The sequence below is a fragment of the Micromonospora sp. NPDC049175 genome, from assembly GCF_043197345.1.
In the GTDB taxonomy this organism is placed as follows: Bacteria; Actinomycetota; Actinomycetes; order Mycobacteriales; family Micromonosporaceae; genus Micromonospora.
Window position 1 is genome coordinate 63,147 of the sequence record NZ_JBICSY010000002.1, and the last position, 24,780, is coordinate 87,926.

The following is a 24,780-nucleotide window of genomic DNA, read 5'->3' on the forward strand; positions in this document are numbered from 1 at the left end:
GTCAGACGAGCGTGTCGTCAGTTGGGCGGGGCAGCATCAGGCGGGCGCCCGGCCCCTCGCCGGCCAGCGCGTCACCCGGGTTGTTGAGCGTGCAGCGTTGCAGGGACAGGCAACCACAGCCGATGCAGCCGTCCAGGTCGTCGCGGAGGTTGGTGAGCAGGCGGATCTTCTCGTCCAACCGGCCCCGCCAGCTCGCGGAGAGTCGCGCCCAGTCCTGCGGGCTGGGCGTGCGGGCCTCGGGGAGCGACTCCAACGCCGCCCGGATCTCGTCGAGCGAGACGCCGACCTGCTGGGAGATCCGGATGAAGGCGACCCGGCGCAGCTCGGCGCGGGCGTACCGGCGCTGGTTGCCGCCGGTACGGTCGGCGCGGATCAGCCCTAGTCGCTCGTAGTAGCGAAGCGCCGACGGTGCCACGCCGGAGCGGGCGGACAGCTCGCCGATCGTCAGTAGATCCTGCATCACCAGGTCCTTGAGTTGAAGTGCACTTCAAGTCACACAGTAGTGGCATGACCACAGCACTGAAAACCGACACCGGGTCCCGGCTCCCCGGGCTGATCCGACGACTGACCGGCGACGAGAAGCACGCGCCCAGCGCGCACTCCACCATCGACGTGCTCCAGGTGCTCTACGACCGGGTGCTGCGGGTCACCCCCGACACCGTCGACGACCCGGAACGGGACCGGTTCCTGCTGTCCAAGGGGCACGGGCCGGCCGCCTACTACGCGGTGCTCGCCGCGCACGGTTTCATCCCGGACAACTGGCTCGACGACCTGGCCGGGCCGCACAGCCGGCTCGGCCACCACCCGGACCGGTCGCTGGTGCCCGGGGTCGAGATCGGCTCCGGCTCACTCGGCCACGGCCTCGGGCTGGCCGTCGGCACCGCCCTCGGCCTGCGGGCCCAGGGGCTGCTCACCCCCCGGGTGTACGTGCTGCTCGGCGACGCCGAACTGGACGAGGGATCCAACCACGAGGCGATCGCGTACGCGGGGGCAACCGGCCTGGAGAGCCTCACCGCGATCGTCGTCGACAACTCGTCGGCCACCCACGGCTGGTCCGGTGGCATCGCCAGCCGATTCACTGTCAACGGCTGGACCGCCGACACCGTCGACGGCCGGGACCACACCGCCCTGTACGGGGCGCTGACCGGGCACCGCCCACGGCAGCCACACCTGGTGGTCGCCCGCGTCGAGAGCAGGGGATGACAGCCATGCGTACCGCGTTCATCGACACCACCGCCGCGCTTCTCGACGAGGATCCGCGTACCGCGCTCGTCGTGGCCGACATCTCGGCCAGCCAGTTCGCCCCGGCCGGTCGACGGCACCCGGACCGGGTGCTCAACGTCGGCATCCGCGAGCAACTGATGATCGGTGTGGCCGGCGGGCTCGCCCTGACCGGGCTCCGCCCGATCGTGCACTCGTACGCGACGTTCCTGGTGGACCGGGCGTACGAGCAGATCAAGCTGGATCTGGACCACCAGGGCGTGGGCGCGGTCCTGGTCAGCATCGGCGCGTCCTACGACGGGTCGGCGGAGGGCCGGACGCACCAGTCGCCCGGGGACGTGGCGCTCTTCGACTCGCTCGGCAACGGCTGGACGGTACGGGTGCCCGGCCACCCGGACGAGGTGGCGCCGCTGCTCCGGCACGCCGCGACCGGTGACGACCCGGTCTACCTGCGGCTCAGTGAGCAGCGCAACGCCGAGGCGTACCCGGACGCGGACCGGCTGCGGGTGCTGCGGCAGGGCGGGGCGGACGCGCCGCTCGTGGTGGCCGTCGGGCCGACGCTCGACGCCACGTTGGCGGCGACCGAGGCGATGGACGTGACCGTCGCGTACACCCACACGCCCCGGCCGTTCGACAGCCAGGGGCTACGGGCGCTCGCCGGGACCGAGGTGGTGCTCGTCGAGCCGTACCTGGCGGGCACGTCGAGCGCGGTCGTCAGCCGGGCGATGGCGGACGTGCCACATCGACTGCTCGCGCTCGGGGTGGGTCAGACCGACCTGCGCCGGTACGGCAGCCCGGCCGACCACACCCGGTGGCACGGCCTGGACACCGCCGGTCTGCGGCGGTCGATCAGCGCGTTCCTGGGATCAACGCGCGGCTGACGTGGCGGGACGGCGGCGTGCGCGCTCGCGACCGAGGATCCAGATCGCCTCGACGCCGTCCTTCCAGGTGATCTTCTTGCCCTCTTCGCGGCCACGCGCCCGGTAGCTGATCGGCACCTCGTACGGCCGGATGCGACGGCGCAGCAGCTTGCCGGTCACCTCGGCCTCCATGCCGAAGCCGCGCGAGCGCACGGCCAGCGACCGGTAGAGCGCCACCGGCATCAACTTGAAGCAGGTCTCCAGGTCGCCGATGTACGAGTTGAACAGCACGTTGGCCGCCATCGTGACGCCCTTGTTGCCCATCACGTACCAGAAGCTGTAGGCGCTGTGGCTACCGAAGGTGCGGTTGCCGTAGACGACTTCGGCCCGCCCGTCGAGCACCGGGTCGAGCAGCTTGGGGATGTCCTGCGGGTCGTACTCCAGGTCGGCGTCGAGGATGACCATGTAGTCGCCCGACGCGCAGTCGACGGCCGTCTTGATGGCGGCACCCTTGCCGGCGTTGCGCTGGTGGGTGATGACCCGCAGGCGCGCGTCGTCGGCGCGACCGAGGACCTCACCGGTGCCGTCCCGGCTCCCGTCGTCGACGACGAGCAGCTCGATCTCGCACGGATAGTCCACTGCCAATGCCTGCTTGAGGGCGTCCGCGATGCGTTCTTCCTCGTTGAAGACCGGCATGAGGATCGAAAGCTTCACGGGAATTCTCCACGGTGGCGACGACACGTCGGGCATAGCCTAGCCTGGCCGGTCAGCACAACGTATGCCAGCACCGACGGGCAGTCGACGTGGCGGCCTCAGGTCGATGGTGTTTACTTCCGGCCATGTCGGCTGCCGGCTCCCTGTTCGCGGTGATACCCGCCGCCGCGGTGCTCCTGCTCACCGTGGCGACGAGGCCGCGCAGGGCCGCCGGGGGGGCGCCGTCGCGGCTCGCCGTGGTACGTGCCGCGCTGGTCAGCGGGGCGTACGCGGTGCTCGTCGTCGAGGTGCTCGGCGCGGCGCACGCGCTGACCCGACCAGCGTTCGTCACCGCCTGGCTGCTCTTCCTGCTCGCCTGCGCGACGGCGGCGTGGCTGCGCCGGCGTCGGGACGCCGTTCCCGCGCGACAGCCCGCCGCGGCACCCCGGCCGGTACCGGTCGGCGCGGCGGTCTCCACCGGCGCCGGCGGGGAGTTGCCCGCGCCGAGCGCCGACGGCGGCCGGGCCGAGCCCGACCGCCGTCCGGTCCCTGCCGGTCCGGTACGCGGTGGCCTGCTCGCCCGGGCCGTCGACACCTGGCGGACGGCGGGTCGGGGCGAGCGCCTGCTCGCCGGCACTGTCGGCGGCCTGGTCCTGGTGGAGCTGCTTGTCGCGCTGCTGGCCGAGCCGAACAACTTCGACTCGCAGACCTACCACCTGCCGAAGGTGGAGCACTGGGTCGCCCAGGGCGACCTGGACTTCTGGCCGACCGCCATCCACCGGCAGGTGACCATCCCGCCCGGAGCCGAGTACCTGCTGCTGCACCTGCGCCTGCTGACCGGCGGGGACCACCTGCACAACCTGGTGCAGTGGGCCGCCGGGGTGCTCTGCCTGCTGGTGGCCGCACGGATCACGGCACAGCTCGGCGGCGGCCGGCGGGCTCAGTTGATCACCGTGTTCGTGCTGGCGACCACGCCGATGGTGGTGCTCCAGGCGACGAGCACGCAGACCGACCTGGTCTGTGCGGCATGGGTGGTCTGCGCGGCGACCCTGGTGCTGGACGGGCTGCGTCGGCGGACCGACTGGGGCACCCTGCTCGGGTTGGGCGCGGCCACCGGGCTGACGGCGGTGACGAAGACAAATGGCCTGATCGCCGTGGGTCCGTTGCTGGTGCTCTGGGGGTTGGCACAGCTCCGGCTGGCCCTGGCCGCCCGGGCATCCGACGCCGGGGGGTCGACGGCTCGCCCGGTCGCTGGCGTGGCGCGCGTCCTCTCCGGTTCGGTGTTGATCATGCTGGTGGCGGCCGTGCTGGTCGGCCCGTTCCTGGCTCGGGTGACGGCCGAGTTCGGGCATCCGCTGGGCCCGCCCCGGTTGCGGGAGTCGATTCCGATGGAACGGCACGATCCGCCGTCGATCCTGATCAACGCGCTGCGGATCGGGCACACCGCCTTCGACACGCCGCTGGCGCCGCTGCGTCAGCTCGGCGGGGAGGCGATCATCGGCGGTGCGGAGGCGATCGGCGTCGATCCCCAGGACCGGGCGACCACCTTCGGCCGGGAGAACTTCCCGGAACCCGCCTGGTACCCGGACGAGGACCGGGTGGCGTTCCCGATCGCCGGGGCGTTGGCGTTGATCGGCGCGGTGGTCGCGCTGGCCCGGCCGCGCCGGATCGACGGCGGGCAGGTCGGGCCGCTGCGCGCGTACGCGGTGGTGGTGCTGGCCACCGTTCTGCTGCACACCTCGATGCTCAAGTGGCAGCCGTGGGGCAACCGACTGCTGCTGTACGCGCTCGTGCTCGCCGTGCCGCTCGCCGGGCTGTGGGTGGACGCGCTCCTGCGCCGCCGGGCCGGCCGCACAACGGGCACGGCCGGCGGTCGACGGCGTTCGGTGGCCACCCTGTCGGTGGTCGTCGTGTTGGCCACGTCCGCGCTGGCCGGGGCGCTGGCACTGTCGTACGGCTTCCCGCGCCGGCTCGTCGGCGCCGGCTCGGTCTTCACCACCTCGGACTGGGACACCCGGTTCCTGCGCCGCCCGCAGTGGGCCGACGAGTTCCGCTGGGCCGCGGCGGCGGTCCGGGACAGCGATGCCCGGCGGATCGGGCTGGTGGAGCAGAACGACAACTGGGAGTACCCGTGGTGGTTGGCGCTGCGCCAGCCGGACGGCCGCTCGCCGGAGTTGGTGTCGTTGCAGTCGGTCCTGCCGAAACGGCCGCCGGCCGACCCCACCTCGGTGGACGCGATCGTCTGCACCGGCAGTCGGCCGGCCTGCGCCAAGCTGGTTCCGGCCGGTTGGCGGTTGGAGTTTCGCGGCTACGTCGGTTACGCGCTGCCACCCGGCCGCTGACCCGCGCCCGGATCGTCCGATCCGGGCGGTTCTGCAGCTCGCGCGCAAGGATCCGAGGCGCATTCACATCCATTGATTCGCACGTTACCGTCTGGTAACTCGGTCGACGTCCCGCGACTGAGCCGAAAGGAGTGCGTCGATGCCTGCAATCCCCGCCAGGCCCGAACGCGCGACCCGACGACGGGTCAGCACCGTCGTCGTCGCCGTCGCTGCTCTCGTCCTACCGATGCTCGCCGGACCGGCCATCCCCGCCACCGCCGCCGACCGGCCGGCCGTCCAGCCGCTCCCCGCCAACCTCGAAGCCGTCCGGGCCGCCGAAGCCACCGCCCTCTACGGCAGCCCCGCGATCCGTCCGATCGAGCAACGCCGCACCGCCCTGATCACCATGGGCGACAGCGAGATCTCCGGCGAGGGAGTCGGCAACTACGTCCCCGGCACCCACCAGGACGGCAACTGGTGCGACCGCTCGTACGACCAGGCGGTCTTCCGGACCGGCATCCCGTCGGACGCGCAGTACAACCTGGCCTGTTCCGGCGCCACCCCGTGGAACCTCGTCGCCGGCGGACCGACCCAGCACAACGAGCTCAACCAGGGCGACTACCTGGGCATCAAGGCGCGCAACACACACGTGAAGCTGATCTGGGTGGTGGTCGGCGCGAACGGCGACGGCACCATCCAGTTCGGCCCGGTCGCCACCGACTGCGCCGTCCGTCGGGTCCTCTTCCAGGGGCCCTGCTACCCCACCTACACCGACCAGTGGACGATCCGCACCGACGGCAGCCGGCAGGCCGTGACCGAGGCGCTCACCGACATCCGGCAGACCATGACCGACGCCGGCTACCTGCGCTCGGACTACGAGCTGGTGCTCATGTCGTACCCGAGCCCGGGCAGCCCGGACGTGGAGGACAACCCGAACTTCCCCGGCTGGTACTCCGGTGGCTGCCTGCTCTACCTGGCCGACGCGGCGTTCGCCCGGAACAAGGCCGTGCCGATGTTCGAGTCGGCGCTGCGGTCGGCCGCCGCGACCACCGGCACCCGATACCTGGACGCCAGCCGGCTCTTCCACGGCCACGAGGTGTGCACCGACAACACCTCGGTCCGTGGCCTCTTCATCGAGGTCGGGATCTGGAACGAGAACGCCGCCCGGCAGTCGTTCCACCCCAACGCCCGGGGACACGGCATGTTCGCCCAGTGCATCACCCAGTTCTGGAACTCCGGGCAGGAGCGGGCCAGTTGCGTCGACCCGGCCAGCACCGGCAGCGCCGTCCTCCACCCCGGGCTGCTGGACTTCAGGCAACTGCGCAACCTGGCCACCGGCACCTGCGTCGACGGCAGGGGATACGACTCCCGCAACGGCACGGTGCAACAGCCACACGCCTGCCACGGTGGGCGTAACCAGGGCTTCTGGTACGACTCGACTCGACAGTCACTGCACTCGGAGCTGTCCCACGACCGCTGCCTGGACGTCGCCAACAGCTCGATGACCTCGGGCACGGCGGTCAACATCTACGACTGCAACGGCACCGCCGCGCAGCAGTTCGTCTTCGCCGGCAACCAGCTCAGGCCGGCGGCGGCGAGCAACCTCTGCGTGGCGTTCGACAACCCGTTGCTGGGCAGCTCCCGCCTGCGGTTGGCGAGTTGTTCCAGCAGCACCCGGCAGCAGTGGTCGTTCGAGGCCCGTACCGCCGCCAACCCGGTCGGCTACGGTCACGACGACTTCATCGGCTCCCGCGTCTACTGACGGATGGAGGGGTCCCCGAGTCGATCGGGGACCCCTCGTTCACTTGGCGCGGGGGACGAGGATCAGCCGGGCCACGCTCTTGTCGCCGTCCTTCGCGCCGGCGACACCGACAGTCGTGCCGACCTTCACCTCGCTCGGCTGCACCGTGGCGCGGCGCTCGACGACTCGCAGGTCGTCGCCGAAGGTCCAGGTCAGGGTGAAGCCGTCGGTGGACTTGACGGTCATCGAGTCACCGTCGATCGCGGTCACCTCGCCGCGCTGCACGGCGACGGTCCGCGTACCGCCGTCCTTGTTCTTCACCACGGCCTCGCCGTGCAGGGTGTTCTTGCGCAACTGCACGCGGGCCTGGTGGCGCTTGCGCAGCTCCTCGCCCCGCTTCTCCCGGGCCTTGTCCTTTGCGGTGGGCGAGGCACCGGGCGTCGGGGTGGCCGGCGCGGCGATGGTCCGCACGTCCAGGTCGTCCGCGTCGAAGCCCATGGCGGTGAGCGCCTGACCCTCCACGCCCAGCGCGGCGGCGACCTCGACGGCGGCCTCCTGGGCGGGCTGGCTGGCCACCTCGGCCGCACCGCAGCCGGTGACGCCGAGCGTGACCGCCGCGAGCAGTGCCGTGGCGCCGGTGGCGAATCCCCAACGTGGCATGACGTTCCCTTCGTCCGTGGAGTCCCCAGCATTCCGGCCGAGGACGAGCGGAGCGTCAGGCCGATGTTCGAGTCAGGTAAGGATCAGCGGGCAGCCGGACCGTGAAGGCCGCGCCGCCCTCCGGCGCGTGCCCCGCGGCGATCTCCCCGCCCAGCCGACGGACCAGGCCGGCGGCCAGCGCCAACCCCAGCCCACTGCCCACCTTGCGCACCCCCCGGTAACGCTCGTGCAGCGCACCGCGTTCGAACGCCACCGCCAGGTCGTCGTCGGTGAAGCCGGGCCCGCCGTCGCGGACCTCCAGCTCACCGCCGGAGGCCGGGTCCGCGCCGGCCGGCCGGACCGCGAGCACCACGGGCGACCCCGGGGGTACGACCCGCAGCGCGTTCTCCAGCAACCCGTCCAGCACCTGCCGGATCCGCCCCGGATCGGTGTACGCGGGCACCGGCCGACCGGGCGTCTCCAACCGGAACGGGACGCCCACCGCCGCGCACCGGGCGGCCCAGGTCGGCTCCGCGCCCACGGCCAACCCGGTCAGGTCCACCGGCACCGGTTCGAGCGGGAAGTCGGCGGCCTCCAACCGGGCCAGCGCCAGCAGGTCGCCGATCAGCCGGTCCAGGTGTTGGGCCTCGGTCAGCATCGTCCGACCGGTGTCGACGGTGTCGTCCGCGCCGAGGACCCCGTCGGCGAGCGCCTCGGCGTACCCCCGGATCGCGGTCAGCGGGGTGCGCAGCTCGTGGGAGACGGACAGCAGGAACTCCCGCTGCCGCCCCTCACTCGTGGCGAGCGCGCCGGCCAGACCGTTCAACGCCTCGGCCAGGTCGGCGACCTCGTCAGGTGACTCGACGGGTATCCGGACCGCGCGGTCGCCGGCGCGGAGCCGGGCGGCGGCGGTGGCCGCGACGCGGATCGGCCGGGCCAGCCGGCGGGCCAGCAGCAGCCCGGCCACCACACCGGCGGCCAACCCGGCCAGCAGCGGCATCCAGAGGCTGAGCAGCACCTTTGCCCACAGCCCGTTGGACGCGCCACGGGAGAGCACCACCCCGTTGCCGTTGGGCAGCGCCCGGCCTTCGACAAGGGCACGCTCGCCGTTGACGACGCGCCGCACCGACACGTTGCGGCCCTGGCCGATCCGCTGCACCACCCGAGGCGGCAGGCCCGGCCGGTCGGCCGCCCCGCGCCGGATCAGGTACGCGTCGATGCCCTGGTCGCGCAGTTGCTGGACGAGCCGCTCCTCGTCGGCGGCACGCCCCCGGTCCAGGCGGGTCCGCAGCACCTCGGCGGCGAGCCGGGCCTGCGCGGCGAGTGCGTCCTGATCGCGTCGCTCCGCGCCGCGAATCGCCAACGGCACCGCGACGATCGCGGTGACCAGCACCGACACCAGCGCGACCGCGCAGGTGACGAGCACCGCGCGGGCGGTCAGGGTGCGGCCGAACCGGCCTCGTCGGGGTGCGGCGGGCGGGCCGGCGCCGACCACCGGCAGGGTCATGGTCGGCGACTCGACGGGCGCGGGCTGGTCAGGCATCGACCGCGTACCCGACGCCACGGTGGGTCCGGATGACGCTGGACGGGCCGAGTTTCGCCCGTACCTGGGCGACGTGCACGTCGACCGTGCGGGTGCCGGCGTGCGCCGCGTAACCCCAGACCCCGGCCAGCAACTCCTCCCGGGTGAAGACCCGGCCAGGCCGGGCCATCAGGTGGGCCAGCAGGTCGAACTCGGTGGAGGTGAGCTGCACCGCAGCGCCCGCGACGGTGACCGTGCGGCGGCCCGGGTCGAGCGTCACCGGGCCGACGACGCGCGGCCGGTCCGCGCCCGCCGGGCCGCCGGCGGCCCGGCGCAGCACCGCGCGTACCCGGGCGACCAACTCCCGAGGGCTGAACGGCTTGGTGACGTAGTCGTCGGCACCCAGCTCCAGGCCGACGATCCGATCCACCTCGTCGTCGCGGGCGGTGAGGAAGATGACCGGGGTCCAGTCGCCGGCCTCGCGTAGCCGGCGGCAGATCTCGGTGCCGGGGAGGCCCGGCAACGCGATGTCCAGGACGCAGGCCACCGGGCGTAACCGGCGAGCCGCGTGCAGGCCGGCCTCGCCGTCGCGTTCCAGGTGGACGCCGAAGCCGTCCCGGGCGAGGTAGAGCCGGACCAGGTCGGCGATGGCCGGTTCGTCCTCGACCACGAGGACGAGCCCGCGGTGCGGCGGTTCGACGGTCACCGGCCCATGATTGCCGACGGCGAACGCTCGGGGCGATCGGTGTGTGTTCGAGTTCGGTAAAGGTGCGGCAAGGGCCGGTCGGGTGTCAGCTCACCAGGACGGAGCGAACAACCCGGGCCGTGCGACGGCCGGCGCGTCGCCGATGCTGGCGACGACCCGCGCGCCGGGCGGCCGCAGGCGGGTCCGGAACGCCTGGTTGAGCAGCGCGTCGAGCTGCCAGACCTGCTTCGGGTGGCTGGTGCGGATCAGGAACCGCTCACGGATCCCGTCGATCGCGGTGGCCGCCATCTCGACCGAGTGCAGTCGGGGGTCGGGGCTCCAGGTGACGTTGCTCAGCTCGCGTAGCTCGGTGTTGAGGTGCAGGCGCAGTCGGTGCAGCAGCCGGGTCTGCTGGGTCACCACGAGCCGACGATGGGTGAGAAGGAGCAGGTAGTCGCCGGTGACCGGGCGGTCGGGGCGGCTGCAGCGGGTGACCAGGATGGTGGCGTCACCGGAGCCGACACAGCGCCGGAAGACCGGCATGTGCCGGCTCACGGTCTGCACGGCCAGGCCAGCCTCGGCGGCGGCCGGAAGGAACGTTCGGGAGAAGACGTCCATGACCTGCCCAACGACCACCCTGGCGAGGTGACGTGGGTCACGATGGCTTTTTGGAAGTTCCATGCCGCAGGTCGCACTGGCTGTCCGATTTCCGACGTGGACGGATCATGGTCAGTGATCGGGCTGAAGCGGACTGGCGGAGAACAGCTCAGCCAACCAACCGGGGACCGCGTCGGCGTACTCGGCGCGGGACGCGTCGACGGTGTCCAGGGCGCGACGCCAGGACAGCGACCGGCTCACCGCGCCCAGGTTGATCGCGAGGTCGACGGCCTCGACCAGGGTCCCGCGGTCGTACCTGTCGGTCCACGCCTCCAGGTAGGCGTCCCGCAACCGAGCCAACCGGGCGTCGTCGGCCGCCAACTCCGTGGCGAACCGGATGGAACGCAGGGTCACCAGCAACGTGCCGAACGGGTGCGCCACCGAGGCGTCGCCCCAGTCGAAGTAGCGGTAGCCGTCCGGGCCCGCGAAGACGTTGCCGTCGTGCAGGTCGTCGTGTTGCACGGTGGCCGGGATGCCGAGGTCGGCGAGCCGCCGGCACCGCTCGGCGTACGACGGCAGCTCCGCCCACAGCCGCTCGTGCAGGTCCGGGCCGAGACCACCCTCGGCACCGATCAGCAGCGACCCGCGATCGTCGAGCAGCTCGGCGAGCAGCCTGGCCAGCACGTCGGGGCGATGGTCCGGCACACCCAGGGCGACCAACTCGTCGGCGCGCGGCGCGGTGGCCAGTTGGAGCGCCGCGTACCCGGGCAGGGCCCGCTCCCAGTGGGCCAGATCGGGGTCACGTGCCAGCACGTCGCGCAACGACTCGCCGCCGTCGGGCAACAGCGACCAGCCCTGCGCCGCGTCCACCGCGATCGGGGTCAGCACCCGTTCCGGAGTCAGCCCGGCGAGCGTCGCGATCAGCACCGCCTCGTGCACGGTGCCCCGGTTGTTGGCCTTGAACCAGACCGGGCCGTCGTCGGTCGGCACCCGCCAGACCAACGACCACGGGCGCACCCGAGGCTCCACCGGCCCGGTCACCCGCCGGCCGACACGGCTCAACTGCGCGTCGACCCAGGACCGGGCCCCTGCCTGCCACCGCTCCGTGGACCAGGGCGCGGCGTGCGGGTCAGCGTTCGTCGTCACGCTGGGCACCCTAGGCGGCCCGCCCACGCCGACGCGAGCGCGTTTGCGGCCTCGGGGAAGTCAGACCAACTCGACGATCGTCGCGTTGGCCATGCCGCCGCCCTCGCACATGGTCTGCAGGCCGTACCGAATCCCGTTGTCCCGCATGTGCTGGAGCATTGTGGTCATGATCCGGGCACCGGAACCGCCGAGCGGGTGACCGAGGGCGATCGCCCCACCGCGCGGGTTGAGCCGCTCCGGGTCCGCCTCGGTCTCGGCCAGCCACGCCAGCGGCACCGACGCGAACGCCTCGTTCACCTCGTACACCCCGATCTCCTCGATGCCCAGCCCCGCGCGGCGCAGCGCCTTCGCGGTGGCCGGGATGGGGGCGGTGAGCATGGCGACCGGGTCGTCGGCGGCGACCACGGCGGTGTGGATCCGGGCCAGCGGGCGCAGGCCGTGTCGGCTGGCCCACTCGGAGGTGGTCACCGCGAGGGCCGCGGCGCCGTCGGAGATCTGGGACGCGGAACCGGCGGTCACGACGCCGTCGGCGCGGAACGGGGTGGCCAGCTCACCCAGCTTCTCCAGGGAGGTCTCCCGGCGGATGCCCTCGTCGACGCCGAACTTGCCACCGTCGGCGAGCGGCACCAGGGTCAACTCCGGGTCGAACGCGCCAGCGTCCTGCGCGGCGGCCGCCTTCTCGTGGCTGGCCAGCGCGAACTCGTCCAGTTGGGTACGCGAGAGGCGCCACCGTCGGGCGATCAGCTCGGCCCCGACCCCCTGGTTGAACGGCAGCGGCGCGTCGTCGGCGAAGCCCTCGACACCCCGGTACCGGGCGCGTAGCTGGTCACTGAACGGCATGCCGCCGGCCACGCTGGAACCCATCGGCACCCGGGTCATCGACTCGACGCCGCCGGCGACCACCAGGTCGGCCTGGCCGGAGAGCACCGTCGCGGCGGCGAAGTGCAGGGCCTGCTGGCTGGAGCCGCACTGCCGGTCCAGGGTGGTGCCGGGCACCGTCTCGGGCCAGCCGGCGGCGAGTACGGCGTTGCGGGCGATGTTCCAGGACTGCTCGCCGACCTGGGACACGCAGCCCCAGAAGACGTCGTCGACCTGGACGGGGTCGATCCCGGTGCGCTCGGCGAGGGCGCGCAGCACGTGCGCGGAGAGGTCGACCGGGTGGACGCCGGCGAGGCTGCCCCGCCGCCGTCCGACCGGGGTCCGCACCGCGCCGACGATGACCGCGTCACTCATGTTTACTCCCCGGTAACGTGGGCTGTCCCGATCCTACGTCGTCCGTGGACCGGTCAGTCGACCAGCCGTCGAGATGCCGTACTCCCGGCTTTCGGCCGCCGCTGGCATGCTGGGCGGGTGGACGAGAATCCCCCGGTGCGGCAGTGGCGGGTGCCGGCGACCCTGCCCGCGGTGAAGCTTGTCGGCGCGGCCCTGCTTGTCGCGCTCGGGCTGCTCTTCGCCGACGGCGACCCGGTCCGGCTGGTGGTGGCCGTCCTGGCCGCCGCCATCGTGGTCGGCTGGGCGGTACGCGACCTGGTCGCGCCGGTCCGGTTGGCGGTGGACGCGGCGGGGCTCACCGTCATCCACGGGTTCGCGGGCCGCCGGTTGCTGCCCTGGTCGACGGTCGCGGCGATCGCCGTGGACCGTCGCGCCCGGATGGGGCTGGCCAGCGAGACGTTGGAGATCGACGCGGGCGACTCGCTGCACCTCTTCGGCCGGTACGACCTGGGAACGACCCCGGAGGAGGTGGCCGCCGAACTGGAGGCCGCCCGCCCGAACCCCTGACGGGTCAGCCGAGCAGGACGGCGGTGCGGACGAGGACCAGAGCGAGCAGGACCAGCAGGATGATCGCCCCGCCCACGACCTGCACCAACGTGCGTCGACCACGTGGCGCGTACGCGAGCACCAGCGCCATCAACGCACCGACCACCAGGCCACCGAAGTGCCCGGGGATCGAGATGCCCCGCACGGTGAGCGTGAACACCACGTTGACCACCAGGATCGGAATGATCTGGGAGATGTCCCGGCCCAGCCTGCGCTCGATGATGATCAGCGCGGCGAAGAGCCCGAAGATCGCCACCGACGCGCCGGCCGTGGCCGCGTCCTGCTCGCTGAACGCGTAGGCCGCGACGTTGCCGCCGAGACCCGCCAACAGATAGAGGGCGCCGAAGCGCAGCGGCCCGAGGTTGGCCTCCAACGACCGGCCGAGCACCCACAGCGACCACATGTTGACGAGCAGATGGAGCACGCCGTAGTGCAGGAACATCGCGGTCAGCAGACGGTAGTAGTCGCCGTCGGCGATGCCGTCCGGGAGATAGCCGGGCAGCGAGAGGCCGTACACCGAACCCCAGGCGGTGAGCGGCGTGCCGTCGCCCATCAGCCCACCGAAGCCAGAGCCGCCCGCCACCGCCCTGAGGCTTCCGGAGGAGGCGACGGAGAGCAGGAAGAACAGCACGTTCAGGGCGATGAGCCCCTTGGTGACGTAGCCGTGCCGGCCGGCCGTACCGCCACCGAAGGCGGTACGCGCCGGCCGGACACTGCGGCGCCCCTGGTCGACGCACTCCGGGCACTGGTGCCCGACGGACGCCTCCCGCATGCAGTCCGGGCAGATCGGCCGGTCACAGCGGGTGCACCTGACGTAGGTCTCCCGGCCGGGGTGCCGGTAGCAGACCGGGGTGGTCGGCGGAGACTCGCTCACCGGGCCGACCCTCCGTCCGCCATCGCACAGTCCACCGGCGTCGGCTGTGCTCCGGAGCGCTCAATCATGCGAGCAAAGGTACCTCGCCGGTCGGTCAGGAAGCAGACCGCTCGATCTCGACCCGCTCGATGACGACGTCCTGGAGCGGACGATCGCTCGGGCCGGTCGGGGTGCTGGCGATCGAATCGACGACCTTCACCGACTGCTCGTCGGCGACCTGGCCGAAGATCGTGTGCCGGTTGTTCAGGTGCGGCGTCGGGGACACGGTGATGAAGAACTGCGAACCGTTGGTGCCCGGTCCGGCGTTCGCCATCGCCAGCAGGTAGGGCCGGTCGAAGCGCAGCTCCGGGTGGAACTCGTCGGCGAACTTGTAGCCCGGTCCGCCCCGACCGGTCCCGGTCGGGTCGCCCATCTGGACCATGAAACCGCTGATCACCCGGTGCGAGATGGTGCCGTCGTAGTACGGCCCACTGCCCGGCTGACCGGTGCGCGGGTCGGTGTACTCACGGTTGCCCTCGGCCAGGTCGACGAAGTTGCGGACGGTCTTCGGCGCGTGGTTGGGGAAGAGCTCCAGCCGGATCGGGCCAGCGTTGGTGTGCAGGGTGGCGTAGACAGCCTCGGCCACGGGTACTCCTCACTTGTTGGTCAGTTCCATGCGGATCCTCCCATGTGCCCGATCTGGCATCGCGGAGGCATCCGTTGGTGGAGGATGACGAAGGAACAACTCCCAGGAGGTAGGACCGTGTTTGGATTCGGGCGGCGTAAGTCCCAGGGGCAGTTGGCGAAGGCCGAACTGAACCAGAGCATCAGCCACCTGATGCAGGCAGCCAACCACGCCGCGAAGGGTGCCGGCGCGACAGTCGGTCCGCGGGTCCAGGTGGCCCGGGGCTACGTCGGGCCGGCTGCGGCGAGGGTTCGCGACCAGGCGTCGACCGGCTGGGGGACGACACTCACCACGCTGGCACCGCTGGCCGCGGCGGCGCGTGACGGCGCCGCGCAGGCAGGGCCGCTGACCAGGAAGGCCAAGTCGAAGACCATGCGGATCACCGGTAAGAAGAAGCAGCCGCGCCGTCGCGGCTCGATGATGACCGGCCTGTTGGCCGCGGGTGTCGTCGCCGGCCTGGCCGGCGCGGTGGCGATGCGCCGCCGCCGGGAGCAGCAGGAGTGGGCCGAGTACGACCCGACCCGCAACCTCGAACCGATGCGCGACGAGGTCGACTCGATCGAGGTGCGCACGCCGTCCACCCCCAAGGGGACCGACGGGGCGGCCATGACCGGCGCGGCCGGGATGACCGGCGCCGGCAGCTCGGCGGTGGCCAGCGGCCCCAGCGCGAGCACCACCGGCCCGGCCAAGCAGACGAGCGTCCGGCCGACGGACAAGGTCCCGTCGGTCGCCGAGGGCGCCACGGACGTCTCCGGTCGGCCGACCGACGACCTCACCAAGGCGCTGGGCAAGGACACCGCCCGCACCAACGGCCGCCGCTGACCCCACGACAGCGCGTCCGGCGCCGGCGAGCGGGCTGCCCCCGTTCGCCGGCGCTTCGGCGTGGATCGGCCTGCCGCGCGCCTCGCGGCGGGCCGCCGCGCGGTCAGAGCCAGCCGTTGCGGCGGAACCACCGGTAGAGGGCCAGCGACACGCCGAGCATGAGGGCCAGGGCCACCGGATAGCCGTACGTCATCTTCAGCTCGGGCATGTTGTCGAAGTTCATGCCCTCGACGCCGGCGATGGAGGTCCAGACCGCGGCGATCGCGGCCCAGGCGGCGATCTTGCGCATGTCGTTGTTCTGGTCCACGGTGACCTGGGCCAGCCGCGCCTGGAGGATCGAGTTCAGCAGGTCGTCGTAGGAGTTCACCTGCTCCACGGTGCGGCTCAGGTGGTCCTGCACGTCCCGGAAGTACTTGCGGATCTCCTTGGGCACGTCCCGGTTGACCTGGGAGGTAAGCGTCATCAGCGGCCGTTGCAGCGGCACCACCGCCCGCTTGAACTCCACCAACTCCCGCTTCATCTGATAGATCCGCTGGATCCGCCCGTGGCCCTGCCGGTCGAAGACCTCCGCCTCCAGCACGTCGAGGTCGTCCTCGATCTGCTCGGCCACCTCCAGATAGAGGTCGACCACCCGGTCGGTCACCCCGTACGCCACCGCCCACGGGCCCTGCAGCAGCAGATCCTGCTTGGTCTCCAGGTCGGCGCGGATCGGCGCCAGCCGGCAGGCGTCCCCGTGCCGGACGCTGATCACGAAGTTCGGGCCGATGAAGAGCATCACCTGCCCGGTCTCCACGACCTCGGAGTTCTCGGTCAGCTCGGCGTGCTCGCAGTACCGGGCGGTACGCAGCACCAGGAAGACGACGTCGCCGAACCGCTCCAGCTTCGGGCGCTGCTCGGCCTTCACCGCGTCCTCGACGGCCAGCTCGTGCAGACCGTAGGTCTCCGCGATGGCGGTCATCTCGGCCAACTCGGGCTGGTGCAGACCGATCCACACGAAGCCGTGGTCCTCGCGGCGGGCCGCGGTCAGCGCGTCCGCGTACGTCCAGTCGCCGGGTTGCCGCTTGCCGTCGACGTAGAGCGCGCAGTCGACAACGGCACTGCGGCCGGTGCCGGTGGGCGCCGGCGCGGGCGGCGAGCCGTCGGCGTTGAGGATCCGGGTCATCGCCCGGACCGGGGAGGGCCACGCCCGAGGCCGCAGCACCCGACCTGTGGTCGGCGCTGCCGTCCGGTCCCGCTCTGTCCGATCCGTCATCGCGTCACCTCCCACGCTCGGCTGCGGCTTGCAGGCTACGCCGACCGCGGCGCGGCACACCTGTGACGGCCGTCGCGTGGGGGCGGCGCCGGGCGGGCCGGGCCGCATCGGGGGGTGTGCGGGGACGACACGGCCCACCCGGCGCCTGTGGGGGCGGGAGGTTGTGCTGCTGCGGCACCCAGCTCGCCGCCGGGTCGAAGGCCACGAGTGACCTCCGTAACAGCTACTGGGTGACGCTCGCAGCATTGTGGGCCGTCGGCCGCCCCGGGCGGGAGTCCCGGGGCGACCGGCGTCGTCGTTCTGTCGGGAACCCGACAGCTCAGCTACGGACCGCCTCGACGGCCTCGGCGAGCCGGCGGACACCCTCATCGATCTTGTCGGCGGTCACCGCCGAGAAGGCCAACCGGAGAGCGTGCCGCCCACCCTCCAACACGAAGTCGCTGCCCTTGACCACGGCCACCCCGCGCTCGGCCGCCGCCGGGGCGAGCCGATCGACAAGCACGTCCTCCGGGAACTCCACCCAGAGGAAATAGCCGCCGTCGGGCTCCACGAAGCGCGCCTGCGGCAGGTGCCGGCGCAACGACTCGGCGAGCACCCCGGCCCGCTCGCCCAGCGCCGCACGGACCGTCTCGATGGAGCGGTCGATGTCACCGGAGACGCAGAACTGGTGCACGATCGCCTGCGACACCATGCCCGGCGAGATGTAGAGGCTCGTCGCGTTCTTGGCGATGTCGGCGATCAGGTCCGCCGGACCGACCAGGTAACCGACCCGCACACCCGGGCACACCGTCTTGGTGAAGCTCGACGCGTGCACCACCACGTTGCGGGTGTCCAGCGAGAGCATCGACGGCAACGCCTCGCCCCGGAACCGGACGTCCGCGTACGGGTCGTCCTCGAAGATCGTGAACTCGTACTCGGCGGCCAGGTCGAGCAACTCCCGACGCTTCTCCAGCGAGAGGGTCATGCCGGCCGGGTTCTGGTAGTTCGGAATGACGTGCGCGAGCCGGGGCCGGACCCCGGACTCCAGCAGCTTGCGCAGCTCGGCGGTGTCGAGCCCATCCGGCTGGACCGAGATGCCGTGCAGCTCACTGCCCATCCGCTGAAGATTGAGCAGCGTGCGGTCGTACGTCGGGCGTTCCACCACCACCGCGTCGCCGGGGCGGACCAGGTGGTCGAAGAGGAACGCGTCGGCCTGAAGCGACCCGTTGGTGACCAGCACCTGGTCGGCCTGGACGCCGTGCTTGTCGGCGATCCACTTCCGCAGCGGAAGGTAACCGACGGAGGTGCCATACGCCGTGACCCCCGCGGGGTCGGCGTCGAAGGCGCGGACGGCGGCGGCCTTGAGCCCCTCGACATCGACGATGTCCAGCGAGGGAGCCCCACGGGCAAAGGAGATCAACTGCTCGGCGGTCATGGATGTTGAGCGTACGGGCGGCGGCGGGGGACGCGCGGACGGCACGGCGATGTCCGCATCCTGAGCCACCGGGACGGGTGACCCGACTCCACCGGTCGGCGACAGATCAGACCGGAAGTGCGAGCGCGTCGTGGTGCGCCACCCGGGAAAGTCCCTCAAACTGCACGCCGAGCGCGTCGAGGAGCTGGCTCCAGTCGAAGTAGGAACGCCAGGCGGTGATCCGCCCGTGACGCGCCCGGACCACGTCGGCCACCTCCCAGCTCACCAGCCGACCGGTGGGCGCGACGGTGCCGTACGGCGAGTGCAGCGTGCCGGTGTGGGTGCCGGTCAGGCGCAGCTCGACGGCCGCCCCACCACCCGTACGGACCGCGCCGAGCGGGTCCACCCGCAGGTCACCGAAGGCACCGGTCCAGGTGCGCAGCAGCGCGGGCAGCTCGATCGGGCGGACCGTCACACCCGGCATGGCGTAGAACGCCTCCGGGGCGTAGAGGTCCGGTAGACGGGCCACGTCCCGACGCAGGAGCATGGCGTACTGCTGCTCGACCAGGCGCTCCGCGTCACGCATCGGGCCCTCCCTCGCGGACCACGGCACCTCCGCGCCCGCACGGGATCCTTACCCGTCTATCCGGCCCGGCACACCTGCCCGGCTCAGGTCGTGGCGGCCACCTGGCTCTCCGCCCAGACCCGCATGATGTCCCGGACGGAGATCACCCCGGCGACCTCGCGGCCGTCCAGCACCACCAGGTGCCGGAATCCACCACGGGCCATGGCGGCGGCCGCCTCGGCCACCGTCCATTCCGGCCCCGCGTAGACCACGTCCCAGGTCAGGTGGGCGCCGGTGCGTTCCACGTCGCAGTCCAGGCCGGCGCCGATCGCCTTCAACACATCGCGTTCGGTCATGATCCCGACCCCCTCGGAATCCGGGTCGATCACGACGGCCGACCCGACACCACGGGCCGACATCATCCGGGCCGCCTGGCGGAGCGTGTGCTCCGGACCCACGACGAGAACCTGGCTGGACATGGCATCCCGTACCTGCATCACACATCACTCCCTTGGGACGGTGGCCTCCGGTACGGACATGGTCGTCCGTGGATGTTTCCGGGACAAGACCGAACATCGCCGTACCAGCGGCCGCTCGCTACTGTCGGACCGTGTCCACCGAGCCCCTGCGCTGCGCCGGCGCGCTGATCGTCGACCACGACGGCCGCATCTTCTTCCAGCGCCGCTCACCGCAGCGACGCCTCTTCCCCGACTGCTGGGACATCGTCGGCGGCCACCTCGAACCGGGCGAGGAGATCGACGAGGCGCTCCGCCGGGAGATCGCCGAGGAGACCGGCTGGTTCCTCTCCCACGTCCTCGGCCCGGTCGGCGAGTACAGCTACGTGGGCGACGACGGCCTGGCCCGGATCGAGTACGACTTCCTGGTCCGGGTCGACGGTGACCTGGACCGCCCGACGCTGGAGGCCGGCAAGCACACCGAGTTCCGCTGGCTGGCCGAGCACGAGGTGGACGTCCTCGACGAGCACCGCGACGTCAACGACGGGCTGATCCGGCGGATCGCGGAGGAGGGCTTCGCGCTCCTGCGGTCGATCGGTCTGTGAACACCGTCGAACTGGCGCCGCACCGCGTCGCCGGGCTGCTCGCCCCGGCCGTGGACCGGGTCTTCCGCGCCGGCATGCTGGCCGGCCGCGACGGCGGAGGCGCCGAGCTGAGCCAACGGTACGGCGGGCCGACCGCGAACGGCTTCCTGGTGGACCTGCGCACCCGCCTGGCCGCGCCGGGCGGCACCGTCGACGCCCCGGGATTCGCGGCCATCACCAGGTACGGAGATCCGCTCGTCGTCCGCCGGACGGTCGACAAGCAGGTGGCGCACGGCATGCTCCACCGCCGCCCGGACGGCGCGCTCTCCGCCACCGAGCGGGGCGCGGCCTTCCTCGCCGAGCTGTACCAGGTGCACGCCGAGGTCACCGAGGAGCTGTGGGCCGGGCACGACGAACGGGTGTCCCGGCTGGTCGCGATGCTCGGCCGGCTGCTGTCGTACGCCCTGGTGCTCGCCGACGAGGAGGGTGACCGGGGCGGCTCGGCCTTCGCCGCGATGGCCCCGCCCCACGAGCCGGACGGCACCCCGTCGGGCGTGCTGCTGCTCAACCGGCTCGGCACGCTGCGCTACCACCGCGCCGACGCGCACGCCGAGGCCTGGGCCGCCGCCGGGCACACCGCGTCCAGCATCGCCACCCTGCCGGCCGGTCCCGAACGGCTCGCCATCGAGCTGGAGACCGACCGACGGGCCGCCGGCCCGTACTCGGTGCTCGGCGCCGACGAGCGGCTGACCATGCTCGCCGACCTGGCCGCGCTGCCCGGCTGACCCGGTTGGCCGGAGCGGCGGGGTCAGCCGGGGCTATCCTCCACCGGTGACGGGGAGCAGGACGAGGGAGGATGTCGCGATGATCGGAATGGTGCTCGCGGCCGGAGCGGGACGACGGCTGCGCCCGTACACCGACACCCTGCCCAAGGCGTTGGTGCCGGTGGACGGCGAGACCACGATCCTGGACATCGCGCTGGGCAACCTCGCCGAGGTCGGGCTCACCGACATCGTGATCGTGGTCGGCTACGCGGCGGACGCGGTCCGCGAGCGGCAGGCCGACCTGGAGAAGCGGTACGGGGTCACGCTCACCCTGGTGCACAACGACAAGGCCGAGGAGTGGAACAACGCCTACTCGCTCTGGCTGGCCCGGGAGCACTTCGCCCGGGGGGTGCTGCTCGTCAACGGGGACACCGTGCACCCGGTGAGCATCGAGAAGACGCTGCTCACCGAGCGCGGGCCGGGCATCCTGCTCGCCGTGGACACGCTCAAGCCGCTGGCCGAGGAGGAGATGAAGACCACCTTCGACGCCGCCGGCCAGCTCACCCGGATCACCAAGCTGATGGACCCGGGCGAGGCGTACGGGGAGTACATCGGCGCGACGCTCATCGAGCCGCAGGTCGCCGACGCCCTCGCCGACGCGCTGGAGGCGACCTGGCGGCGGGACCCGAACCTCTACTACGAGGACGGCTACCAGGAGTTCTCCGACCGGGGCGGGGAGGTGCGGGCGGCGCCGATCGGTGACGTCCCGTGGGTCGAGGTCGACAACCACGCCGACCTGGCCCGCGCGCGGGAGATCGCGTGCCGCTACTAGCTCGGAGCGTCCTCACCCCGCTGCACATCGACGTGCGACGGGGGGCGGTGGCCGACCTGGCGGCGATCCTGGCCGACGGGCGGATCTCCGCCGGCGGTGACGTCGCGGTGGTGGTCGGCCCCGGTCAGGGCACCCAGATCGCGGAGCTGATCCGACCGTCACTGCGGACGGCCGACGTGTTCACCGTCTCCGGGGGGACCCTGGACGCCGCCGACGACCTGGGCGGCAAGCTGCGCGCCCGGTCGTACGACGCGGTCGTCGGGATCGGTGGCGGCAAGACCATCGACGTGGCCAAGTACGCGGCGACCCGCCGAGGGCTGCCGATGGTGTCGGTGGCGACGAGCCTCGCCAACGACGGGATCGCCTCCCCGGTGGCCAGCCTCATCACCGACGGGCTCAAGGGCTCCTACGGTGTGCACATCCCGATCGCGGTGATCGTCGACCTGGACTTCGTGGAGAGCGGCCCGGACCGGCACAACCGGGCCGGCATCGGCGACGTGATCAGCAACATCAGCGCGCTCGCCGACTGGGAGCTGGCCCGCCGGGTACGCGTCGAACCGTTCGACGGGCTCGCCGCCTCGCTGTCCCGGGCGGGCGCCGAAGCGGTGCTCAACCACCCGGGCGACATGGCCGACGACGCCTTCGTCACAGTGCTGGCCGAGGCGTTGATCTCCAGCGGCCTGGCGATGGCCATCGAGGGCACCAGCCGCCCGTGCAGCGGCGGCTGCCACGAGATCATGCACGCCATCGACGCGCTCTTCCCCGGCACCGCCTCACACGGCGAGCTGGCCGGGCTCGGCGCGCTGTTCTGCACCTGGCTGCGCGGGGACCTGCGCCGCTTCGGGGAGATGTCGGCCTGCCTGGCCCGGCACGGGCTGCCCCGGCTCCCCGCCGAGGTGGGCCTCACCGACGACCAGTTCGTGGAGGCGGTGCAGTTCGCGCCGCGTACCCGACCGGACCGCTACACCATCCTCGAGCACCTGGCGCTGTCTCCTACCGAGACGCGGGAGCGGCTGGCAGACTACGCCGGTGCAATCCGCGACCAGCTTGGCTGACCCCCGTCCCACCGTCGCCGACTTCCACCGGGTGAACCGGGGCGGCGGCCTGTTCAGCGAGTCGATCAGCCAGTGGCTGGGCGCCGTCTTCGCGCTCGTCGCCCAGCGCCTCGGCCTGCGTCCCACGGCGCTGACCATCACCAACCTGGTGCTCGGACTGGCCACCTCGGTCACCGTGGTGGCGCTCGCCGGCCCGGTCGCGGACGGGGACGTACCGGCCTGGGTAGTCGGCCTGCTCGCCCTCGTCGGCTGGCAGGTCGCGTACTCCCTGGACTGCGCCGACGGGCAGCTCGCCCGGGTGACCGGCCAGGGCAGCGCGGCCGGGGCCCGGGTCGACGTGCTCTGCGACGTGGCCGCGCAGATCGCCCTGGTCGCCGCGCTGGCCGCCACCGCCGTGGCGCAGGAACCGTCCACCCCGACCTGGCTGGTGGCGACGTTCGCGGGGACCTGGATGGTCAATCTGGTCACCTCGGTCATGCAGGCCGGCCCGAACGCCGCCAGCATGGTCACCTCGACCTCACTGCCGGTACGCCTCGTCAAGCTGGTCCGCGACTACGGCGCGGTGGTCTTCGTGGCCGCCCTGGTGCTGGCCGTGGCGCCCGCGCTGGTCCTCTGGGTGCTTGTCGCGTTCACGATCGTCAACGGCGGCTTCCTGCTGGCCAGCATCGCCTTCTCCGCCCGCGCCTCCCTCCGCTGACCCCACCCCCGCCCCGCAAGATCCGGCCGCCCACGCAAGATCTGCCCAACTTCCCCGAAGTTGCTGCCTCCGGCCGGCGGGAGACCCCAACAACCCTGACGTTGCGCGGATCTTGCGAGCGGGGGGCGCCAGCCCGCCCGCGGCGGCGCGGCAGCGCAGTACCCGCCGCCAAGATCGCGCTCGATCCAGGATCTAGTGGCCTCCGAGCAGCCGGATGGGACTACATCCTGGTTCGAGCGTGATCATGCCCAGGCAGGGGCGGTGGCGGCGAGGGGCGCCCGCGCGTCGGGCTGCGCGGCGGGACGGGGTCAGACTCGGTTGGGGGTTCGGGCTACCCCGGCGTAGATGTCGATGAGCTGCTTGGTGACCACGTCGGGGTGGAAGGTGCGCTCGTAGCGGGCGCGGGCGGCCACGGCCAGTCCGGCCGCGCCGGCGCGGGCGACCGGCAGGGCGGCGGCCAGGGCGGGCGGCTCCGGTGCGACGACCCAGCCGGCCTCGCCCACGTCGATGCCGGCCGGCATGGGCGACCCGCCGCCGACGACTGCGGAGGCGACCTCGGCCGGGCCGGTGCCGGCGGGCTCGTGCGGAGCGTCCGCGCCGACCAGGTACGGAATGCCGCCGAGCGCCGTGCCGAGCACCGGGCGACCGCTGGCCAGCGCCTCGATGATCACCGTCGGCAGCACGTCGTGCCAGGTGGAGGTGGCGAGTACCACCGCGCTTGCGTCCAGGGCGGCGCGTACGCCGGCCCGGTCCAGCGGCCCGAGGAAGGTCACGTCCGTCCGCTCGGCGGCTGCCGCCTCCACCAGCGGGCGCAGTTCGCCGTCGCCGGCGATCCGCAGCGGGCCGAGCGCGCCGTCGGGGTGCCGTCGCCAGGACTCCAGCAGCAGACCCAGCCCCTTCTCCGGGGAGAGCCGACCGAGGAAGAGGAAACCGTCGCCGAGCGGTGCCGGCGTACCGGGGTCCGGGACGGAGTTCGGCTTCACCACGATGCGTTCGTCCGGAATGCCGTAGTCGCGGAGGTGGTCGGCGATCGCCGAGGTGAGCGCGATGTACCGATCCACCGACCGCCACGTCCCCCGGTGCACGGCCAGGGTGGTCGCCATCAACGCGCTCTGCGCCGCCGAGTCGCGGTAGCAGCGATGCTTGATCGCCGGCACACCCAACACCCGGCCCTTGCAGTCCTGACAGATCACGCCGTCGCGGAAGTAGATCCCCGACGAGCAGACCTGCCGGTAGTTGTGCACCGTCTGCACCACCGGCACGCCGTGGCGGTGCGCGGTCCGCACCACCCAGGGCGAGATCAGGGGGTACGGGTTGTGCAGGTGCAGGACGTCCGGCCGGTGCTCGGTGAGCAGCCGGCTCAGGTCGTGCTGGGCACGCGGCGCCCAGATCGGCGAGATCGGCAGCAGCGCCTTCGCCGCCTTCGACATCGACGGGATCTCGTCCGAGCTGCGGATGAAGGGCAGCACCTCGACGCCGGCGGCGGTGAGCTGAGCGATCTCCGAGTCGACGATGGTGTTCTCGCCGGACGGTTGGGCTTCCCGGTACCGGTTGTGCGCCACCACGATTCTCACGGGAAA

At 72.2% G+C, this 24,780-nt stretch carries 26 protein-coding genes; 11 read left to right on the plus strand and 15 right to left on the minus strand.

What is annotated here, in order from left to right; all coding sequences use genetic code 11:
• Position 1 precedes the first annotated feature (1 nt).
• Positions 2-460, minus strand: coding sequence for a redox-sensitive transcriptional activator SoxR (soxR, locus tag ACGFH8_RS07080; RefSeq protein WP_357242641.1), 459 nt, complete (start codon positions 458-460; stop codon positions 2-4).
• 47 nt (positions 461-507) lie between these two features.
• Here soxR and ACGFH8_RS07085 point away from each other — a divergent pair, with 47 nt between their 5' ends.
• Both ACGFH8_RS07085 and ACGFH8_RS07090 read left to right on the plus strand, forming a co-directional pair.
• Positions 508-1,203 (plus strand): transketolase, encoded by a 696-nt coding sequence (locus tag ACGFH8_RS07085; protein WP_393364720.1) that lies wholly within the window; start codon positions 508-510, stop codon positions 1,201-1,203.
• A 5-nt stretch (positions 1,204-1,208) separates the two neighbouring features.
• A complete protein-coding gene (locus ACGFH8_RS07090) occupies positions 1,209-2,102 on the plus strand; it encodes a transketolase family protein (protein ID WP_393364723.1) in 894 nt (297 codons plus the stop codon).
• On the opposite strand, the gene ACGFH8_RS07095 is transcribed toward ACGFH8_RS07090, so the two are convergent.
• A complete protein-coding gene (locus tag ACGFH8_RS07095; RefSeq protein ID WP_393364726.1) occupies positions 2,088-2,795 on the minus strand; it encodes a glycosyltransferase family 2 protein in 708 nt (235 codons plus the stop codon). The two genes, ACGFH8_RS07090 and ACGFH8_RS07095, sit on opposite strands and share 15 nt — an antisense overlap.
• A 125-nt stretch (positions 2,796-2,920) precedes the next feature.
• Here ACGFH8_RS07095 and ACGFH8_RS07100 point away from each other — a divergent pair, with 125 nt between their 5' ends.
• Both ACGFH8_RS07100 and ACGFH8_RS07105 read left to right on the plus strand, forming a co-directional pair.
• Positions 2,921-5,116 (plus strand): hypothetical protein, encoded by a 2,196-nt coding sequence (locus ACGFH8_RS07100; RefSeq protein ID WP_393364729.1) that lies wholly within the window; start codon positions 2,921-2,923, stop codon positions 5,114-5,116.
• A gap of 139 nt (positions 5,117-5,255) precedes the next feature.
• Entirely contained in the window at positions 5,256-6,857 is a 1,602-nt protein-coding gene (locus ACGFH8_RS07105; RefSeq protein ID WP_393364732.1) for a ricin-type beta-trefoil lectin domain protein, read from the plus strand.
• Between the two features lie 39 nt (positions 6,858-6,896).
• On the opposite strand, the gene ACGFH8_RS07110 is transcribed toward ACGFH8_RS07105, so the two are convergent.
• The 6 genes from ACGFH8_RS07110 to ACGFH8_RS07135 all read right to left on the minus strand — a co-directional run bounded on the left by ACGFH8_RS07110 (position 6,897) and on the right by ACGFH8_RS07135 (position 12,658).
• Entirely contained in the window at positions 6,897-7,496 is a 600-nt protein-coding gene (locus ACGFH8_RS07110; RefSeq protein ID WP_393364735.1) for a hypothetical protein, read from the minus strand.
• A 55-nt stretch (positions 7,497-7,551) separates the two neighbouring features.
• Entirely contained in the window at positions 7,552-9,018 is a 1,467-nt protein-coding gene (locus tag ACGFH8_RS07115; RefSeq protein ID WP_393364738.1) for a histidine kinase dimerization/phospho-acceptor domain-containing protein, read from the minus strand.
• Positions 9,011-9,703: a response regulator transcription factor gene (locus ACGFH8_RS07120; RefSeq protein ID WP_393364741.1), complete on the minus strand. Its 693-nt coding sequence runs from the start codon at positions 9,701-9,703 to the stop codon at positions 9,011-9,013. The genes ACGFH8_RS07115 and ACGFH8_RS07120 overlap by 8 nt, the downstream gene beginning before the upstream one ends.
• 90 nt (positions 9,704-9,793) lie before the next feature.
• Positions 9,794-10,300: a hypothetical protein gene (locus ACGFH8_RS07125; RefSeq protein WP_393366995.1), complete on the minus strand. Its 507-nt coding sequence runs from the start codon at positions 10,298-10,300 to the stop codon at positions 9,794-9,796.
• Between the two features lie 111 nt (positions 10,301-10,411).
• The gene (locus tag ACGFH8_RS07130) at positions 10,412-11,425 is read right to left on the minus strand and encodes an aminoglycoside phosphotransferase family protein (protein ID WP_393364743.1); all 1,014 of its coding nucleotides are present in this window, start codon (positions 11,423-11,425) and stop codon (positions 10,412-10,414) included.
• A gap of 60 nt (positions 11,426-11,485) precedes the next feature.
• Positions 11,486-12,658, minus strand: coding sequence for a thiolase family protein (locus tag ACGFH8_RS07135; RefSeq protein ID WP_393364746.1), 1,173 nt, complete (start codon positions 12,656-12,658; stop codon positions 11,486-11,488).
• Positions 12,659-12,775: 117 nt separating this feature from the next.
• Here ACGFH8_RS07135 and ACGFH8_RS07140 point away from each other — a divergent pair, with 117 nt between their 5' ends.
• A complete protein-coding gene (locus tag ACGFH8_RS07140; protein WP_393364749.1) occupies positions 12,776-13,204 on the plus strand; it encodes a PH domain-containing protein in 429 nt (142 codons plus the stop codon).
• Positions 13,205-13,208: 4 nt separating this feature from the next.
• Here the strand turns inward: ACGFH8_RS07140 and ACGFH8_RS07145 are convergent, their stop codons facing one another.
• Positions 13,209-14,117: a rhomboid family intramembrane serine protease gene (locus ACGFH8_RS07145; protein ID WP_393364752.1), complete on the minus strand. Its 909-nt coding sequence runs from the start codon at positions 14,115-14,117 to the stop codon at positions 13,209-13,211.
• Between the two features lie 94 nt (positions 14,118-14,211).
• The gene (locus ACGFH8_RS07150; RefSeq protein ID WP_203119037.1) at positions 14,212-14,742 is read right to left on the minus strand and encodes a peptidylprolyl isomerase; all 531 of its coding nucleotides are present in this window, start codon (positions 14,740-14,742) and stop codon (positions 14,212-14,214) included.
• 84 nt (positions 14,743-14,826) lie between these two features.
• Between ACGFH8_RS07150 and ACGFH8_RS07155 the strand changes: the two genes are divergently transcribed.
• Positions 14,827-15,603, plus strand: a complete 777-nt coding sequence (locus ACGFH8_RS07155; RefSeq protein WP_393364755.1) for a hypothetical protein — start codon at positions 14,827-14,829, stop codon at positions 15,601-15,603.
• A gap of 103 nt (positions 15,604-15,706) precedes the next feature.
• On the opposite strand, the gene corA is transcribed toward ACGFH8_RS07155, so the two are convergent.
• From corA to ACGFH8_RS07175, 4 genes are all read right to left on the minus strand, one after another.
• Positions 15,707-16,855, minus strand: coding sequence for a magnesium/cobalt transporter CorA (gene corA, locus ACGFH8_RS07160; RefSeq protein WP_393364758.1), 1,149 nt, complete (start codon positions 16,853-16,855; stop codon positions 15,707-15,709).
• Positions 16,856-17,174: 319 nt separating this feature from the next.
• Positions 17,175-18,269 (minus strand): PLP-dependent aminotransferase family protein, encoded by a 1,095-nt coding sequence (locus tag ACGFH8_RS07165; protein ID WP_393364761.1) that lies wholly within the window; start codon positions 18,267-18,269, stop codon positions 17,175-17,177.
• Positions 18,270-18,375: 106 nt separating this feature from the next.
• The gene (locus ACGFH8_RS07170) at positions 18,376-18,834 is read right to left on the minus strand and encodes an ester cyclase (protein ID WP_393364764.1); all 459 of its coding nucleotides are present in this window, start codon (positions 18,832-18,834) and stop codon (positions 18,376-18,378) included.
• An 83-nt stretch (positions 18,835-18,917) separates the two neighbouring features.
• Positions 18,918-19,310 carry a CBS domain-containing protein gene (locus ACGFH8_RS07175; protein WP_357808804.1) on the minus strand — a complete coding sequence of 131 codons (393 nt, stop codon included), beginning with the start codon at positions 19,308-19,310 and terminating at the stop codon, positions 18,918-18,920.
• A 113-nt stretch (positions 19,311-19,423) separates the two neighbouring features.
• Between ACGFH8_RS07175 and ACGFH8_RS07180 the strand changes: the two genes are divergently transcribed.
• The 5 genes from ACGFH8_RS07180 (at position 19,424) to ACGFH8_RS07200 (ending at position 23,200) form a co-directional block, all read left to right on the plus strand.
• Positions 19,424-19,873 carry an NUDIX hydrolase gene (locus ACGFH8_RS07180; RefSeq protein ID WP_393364767.1) on the plus strand — a complete coding sequence of 150 codons (450 nt, stop codon included), beginning with the start codon at positions 19,424-19,426 and terminating at the stop codon, positions 19,871-19,873.
• Positions 19,870-20,637 (plus strand): hypothetical protein, encoded by a 768-nt coding sequence (locus tag ACGFH8_RS07185; protein WP_393364770.1) that lies wholly within the window; start codon positions 19,870-19,872, stop codon positions 20,635-20,637. The genes ACGFH8_RS07180 and ACGFH8_RS07185 overlap by 4 nt, the downstream gene beginning before the upstream one ends.
• Before the next feature lie 79 nt (positions 20,638-20,716).
• On the plus strand, positions 20,717-21,448 hold the full coding sequence (locus ACGFH8_RS07190) for a sugar phosphate nucleotidyltransferase (RefSeq protein ID WP_393364773.1): 732 nt from the start codon (positions 20,717-20,719) through the stop codon (positions 21,446-21,448).
• Complete coding sequence (locus tag ACGFH8_RS07195) at positions 21,436-22,503, plus strand: iron-containing alcohol dehydrogenase family protein (protein ID WP_393364776.1); 1,068 nt, start codon at positions 21,436-21,438, stop codon at positions 22,501-22,503. The genes ACGFH8_RS07190 and ACGFH8_RS07195 overlap by 13 nt, the downstream gene beginning before the upstream one ends.
• Positions 22,478-23,200 (plus strand): CDP-alcohol phosphatidyltransferase family protein, encoded by a 723-nt coding sequence (locus ACGFH8_RS07200; RefSeq protein ID WP_393364778.1) that lies wholly within the window; start codon positions 22,478-22,480, stop codon positions 23,198-23,200. Before ACGFH8_RS07195 ends, ACGFH8_RS07200 begins: the two co-directional genes overlap by 26 nt.
• Before the next feature lie 308 nt (positions 23,201-23,508).
• Here the strand turns inward: ACGFH8_RS07200 and ACGFH8_RS07205 are convergent, their stop codons facing one another.
• Positions 23,509-24,774 (minus strand): glycosyltransferase, encoded by a 1,266-nt coding sequence (locus ACGFH8_RS07205; RefSeq protein ID WP_393364781.1) that lies wholly within the window; start codon positions 24,772-24,774, stop codon positions 23,509-23,511.
• Positions 24,775-24,780: the final 6 nt, after the last annotated feature.

Bases quoted from the DNA above. Each gene is read 5' to 3' on its own strand.
- ACGFH8_RS07110 (WP_393364735.1), bottom strand. From the start codon at position 7,496: ATGCCACGTTGGGGATTCGCCACCGGCGCCACGGCACTGCTCGCGGCG.
- ACGFH8_RS07175 (WP_357808804.1), bottom strand. From the start codon at position 19,310: ATGCAGGTACGGGATGCCATGTCCAGCCAGGTTCTCGTCGTGGGTCCG.
- ACGFH8_RS07190 (WP_393364773.1), top strand. From the start codon at position 20,717: ATGATCGGAATGGTGCTCGCGGCCGGAGCGGGACGACGGCTGCGCCCG.
- ACGFH8_RS07135 (WP_393364746.1), bottom strand. From the start codon at position 12,658: ATGAGTGACGCGGTCATCGTCGGCGCGGTGCGGACCCCGGTCGGACGG.
- ACGFH8_RS07090 (WP_393364723.1), top strand. From the start codon at position 1,209: ATGCGTACCGCGTTCATCGACACCACCGCCGCGCTTCTCGACGAGGAT.
- ACGFH8_RS07125 (WP_393366995.1), bottom strand. From the start codon at position 10,300: ATGGACGTCTTCTCCCGAACGTTCCTTCCGGCCGCCGCCGAGGCTGGC.
- ACGFH8_RS07115 (WP_393364738.1), bottom strand. From the start codon at position 9,018: ATGCCTGACCAGCCCGCGCCCGTCGAGTCGCCGACCATGACCCTGCCG.
- ACGFH8_RS07170 (WP_393364764.1), bottom strand. From the start codon at position 18,834: ATGCGTGACGCGGAGCGCCTGGTCGAGCAGCAGTACGCCATGCTCCTG.
- ACGFH8_RS07165 (WP_393364761.1), bottom strand. From the start codon at position 18,269: ATGACCGCCGAGCAGTTGATCTCCTTTGCCCGTGGGGCTCCCTCGCTG.
- ACGFH8_RS07105 (WP_393364732.1), top strand. From the start codon at position 5,256: ATGCCTGCAATCCCCGCCAGGCCCGAACGCGCGACCCGACGACGGGTC.
- ACGFH8_RS07155 (WP_393364755.1), top strand. From the start codon at position 14,827: ATGACGAAGGAACAACTCCCAGGAGGTAGGACCGTGTTTGGATTCGGG.
- corA (WP_393364758.1), bottom strand. From the start codon at position 16,855: ATGACGGATCGGACAGAGCGGGACCGGACGGCAGCGCCGACCACAGGT.
- ACGFH8_RS07085 (WP_393364720.1), top strand. From the start codon at position 508: ATGACCACAGCACTGAAAACCGACACCGGGTCCCGGCTCCCCGGGCTG.
- ACGFH8_RS07100 (WP_393364729.1), top strand. From the start codon at position 2,921: ATGTCGGCTGCCGGCTCCCTGTTCGCGGTGATACCCGCCGCCGCGGTG.
- soxR (WP_357242641.1), bottom strand. From the start codon at position 460: ATGCAGGATCTACTGACGATCGGCGAGCTGTCCGCCCGCTCCGGCGTG.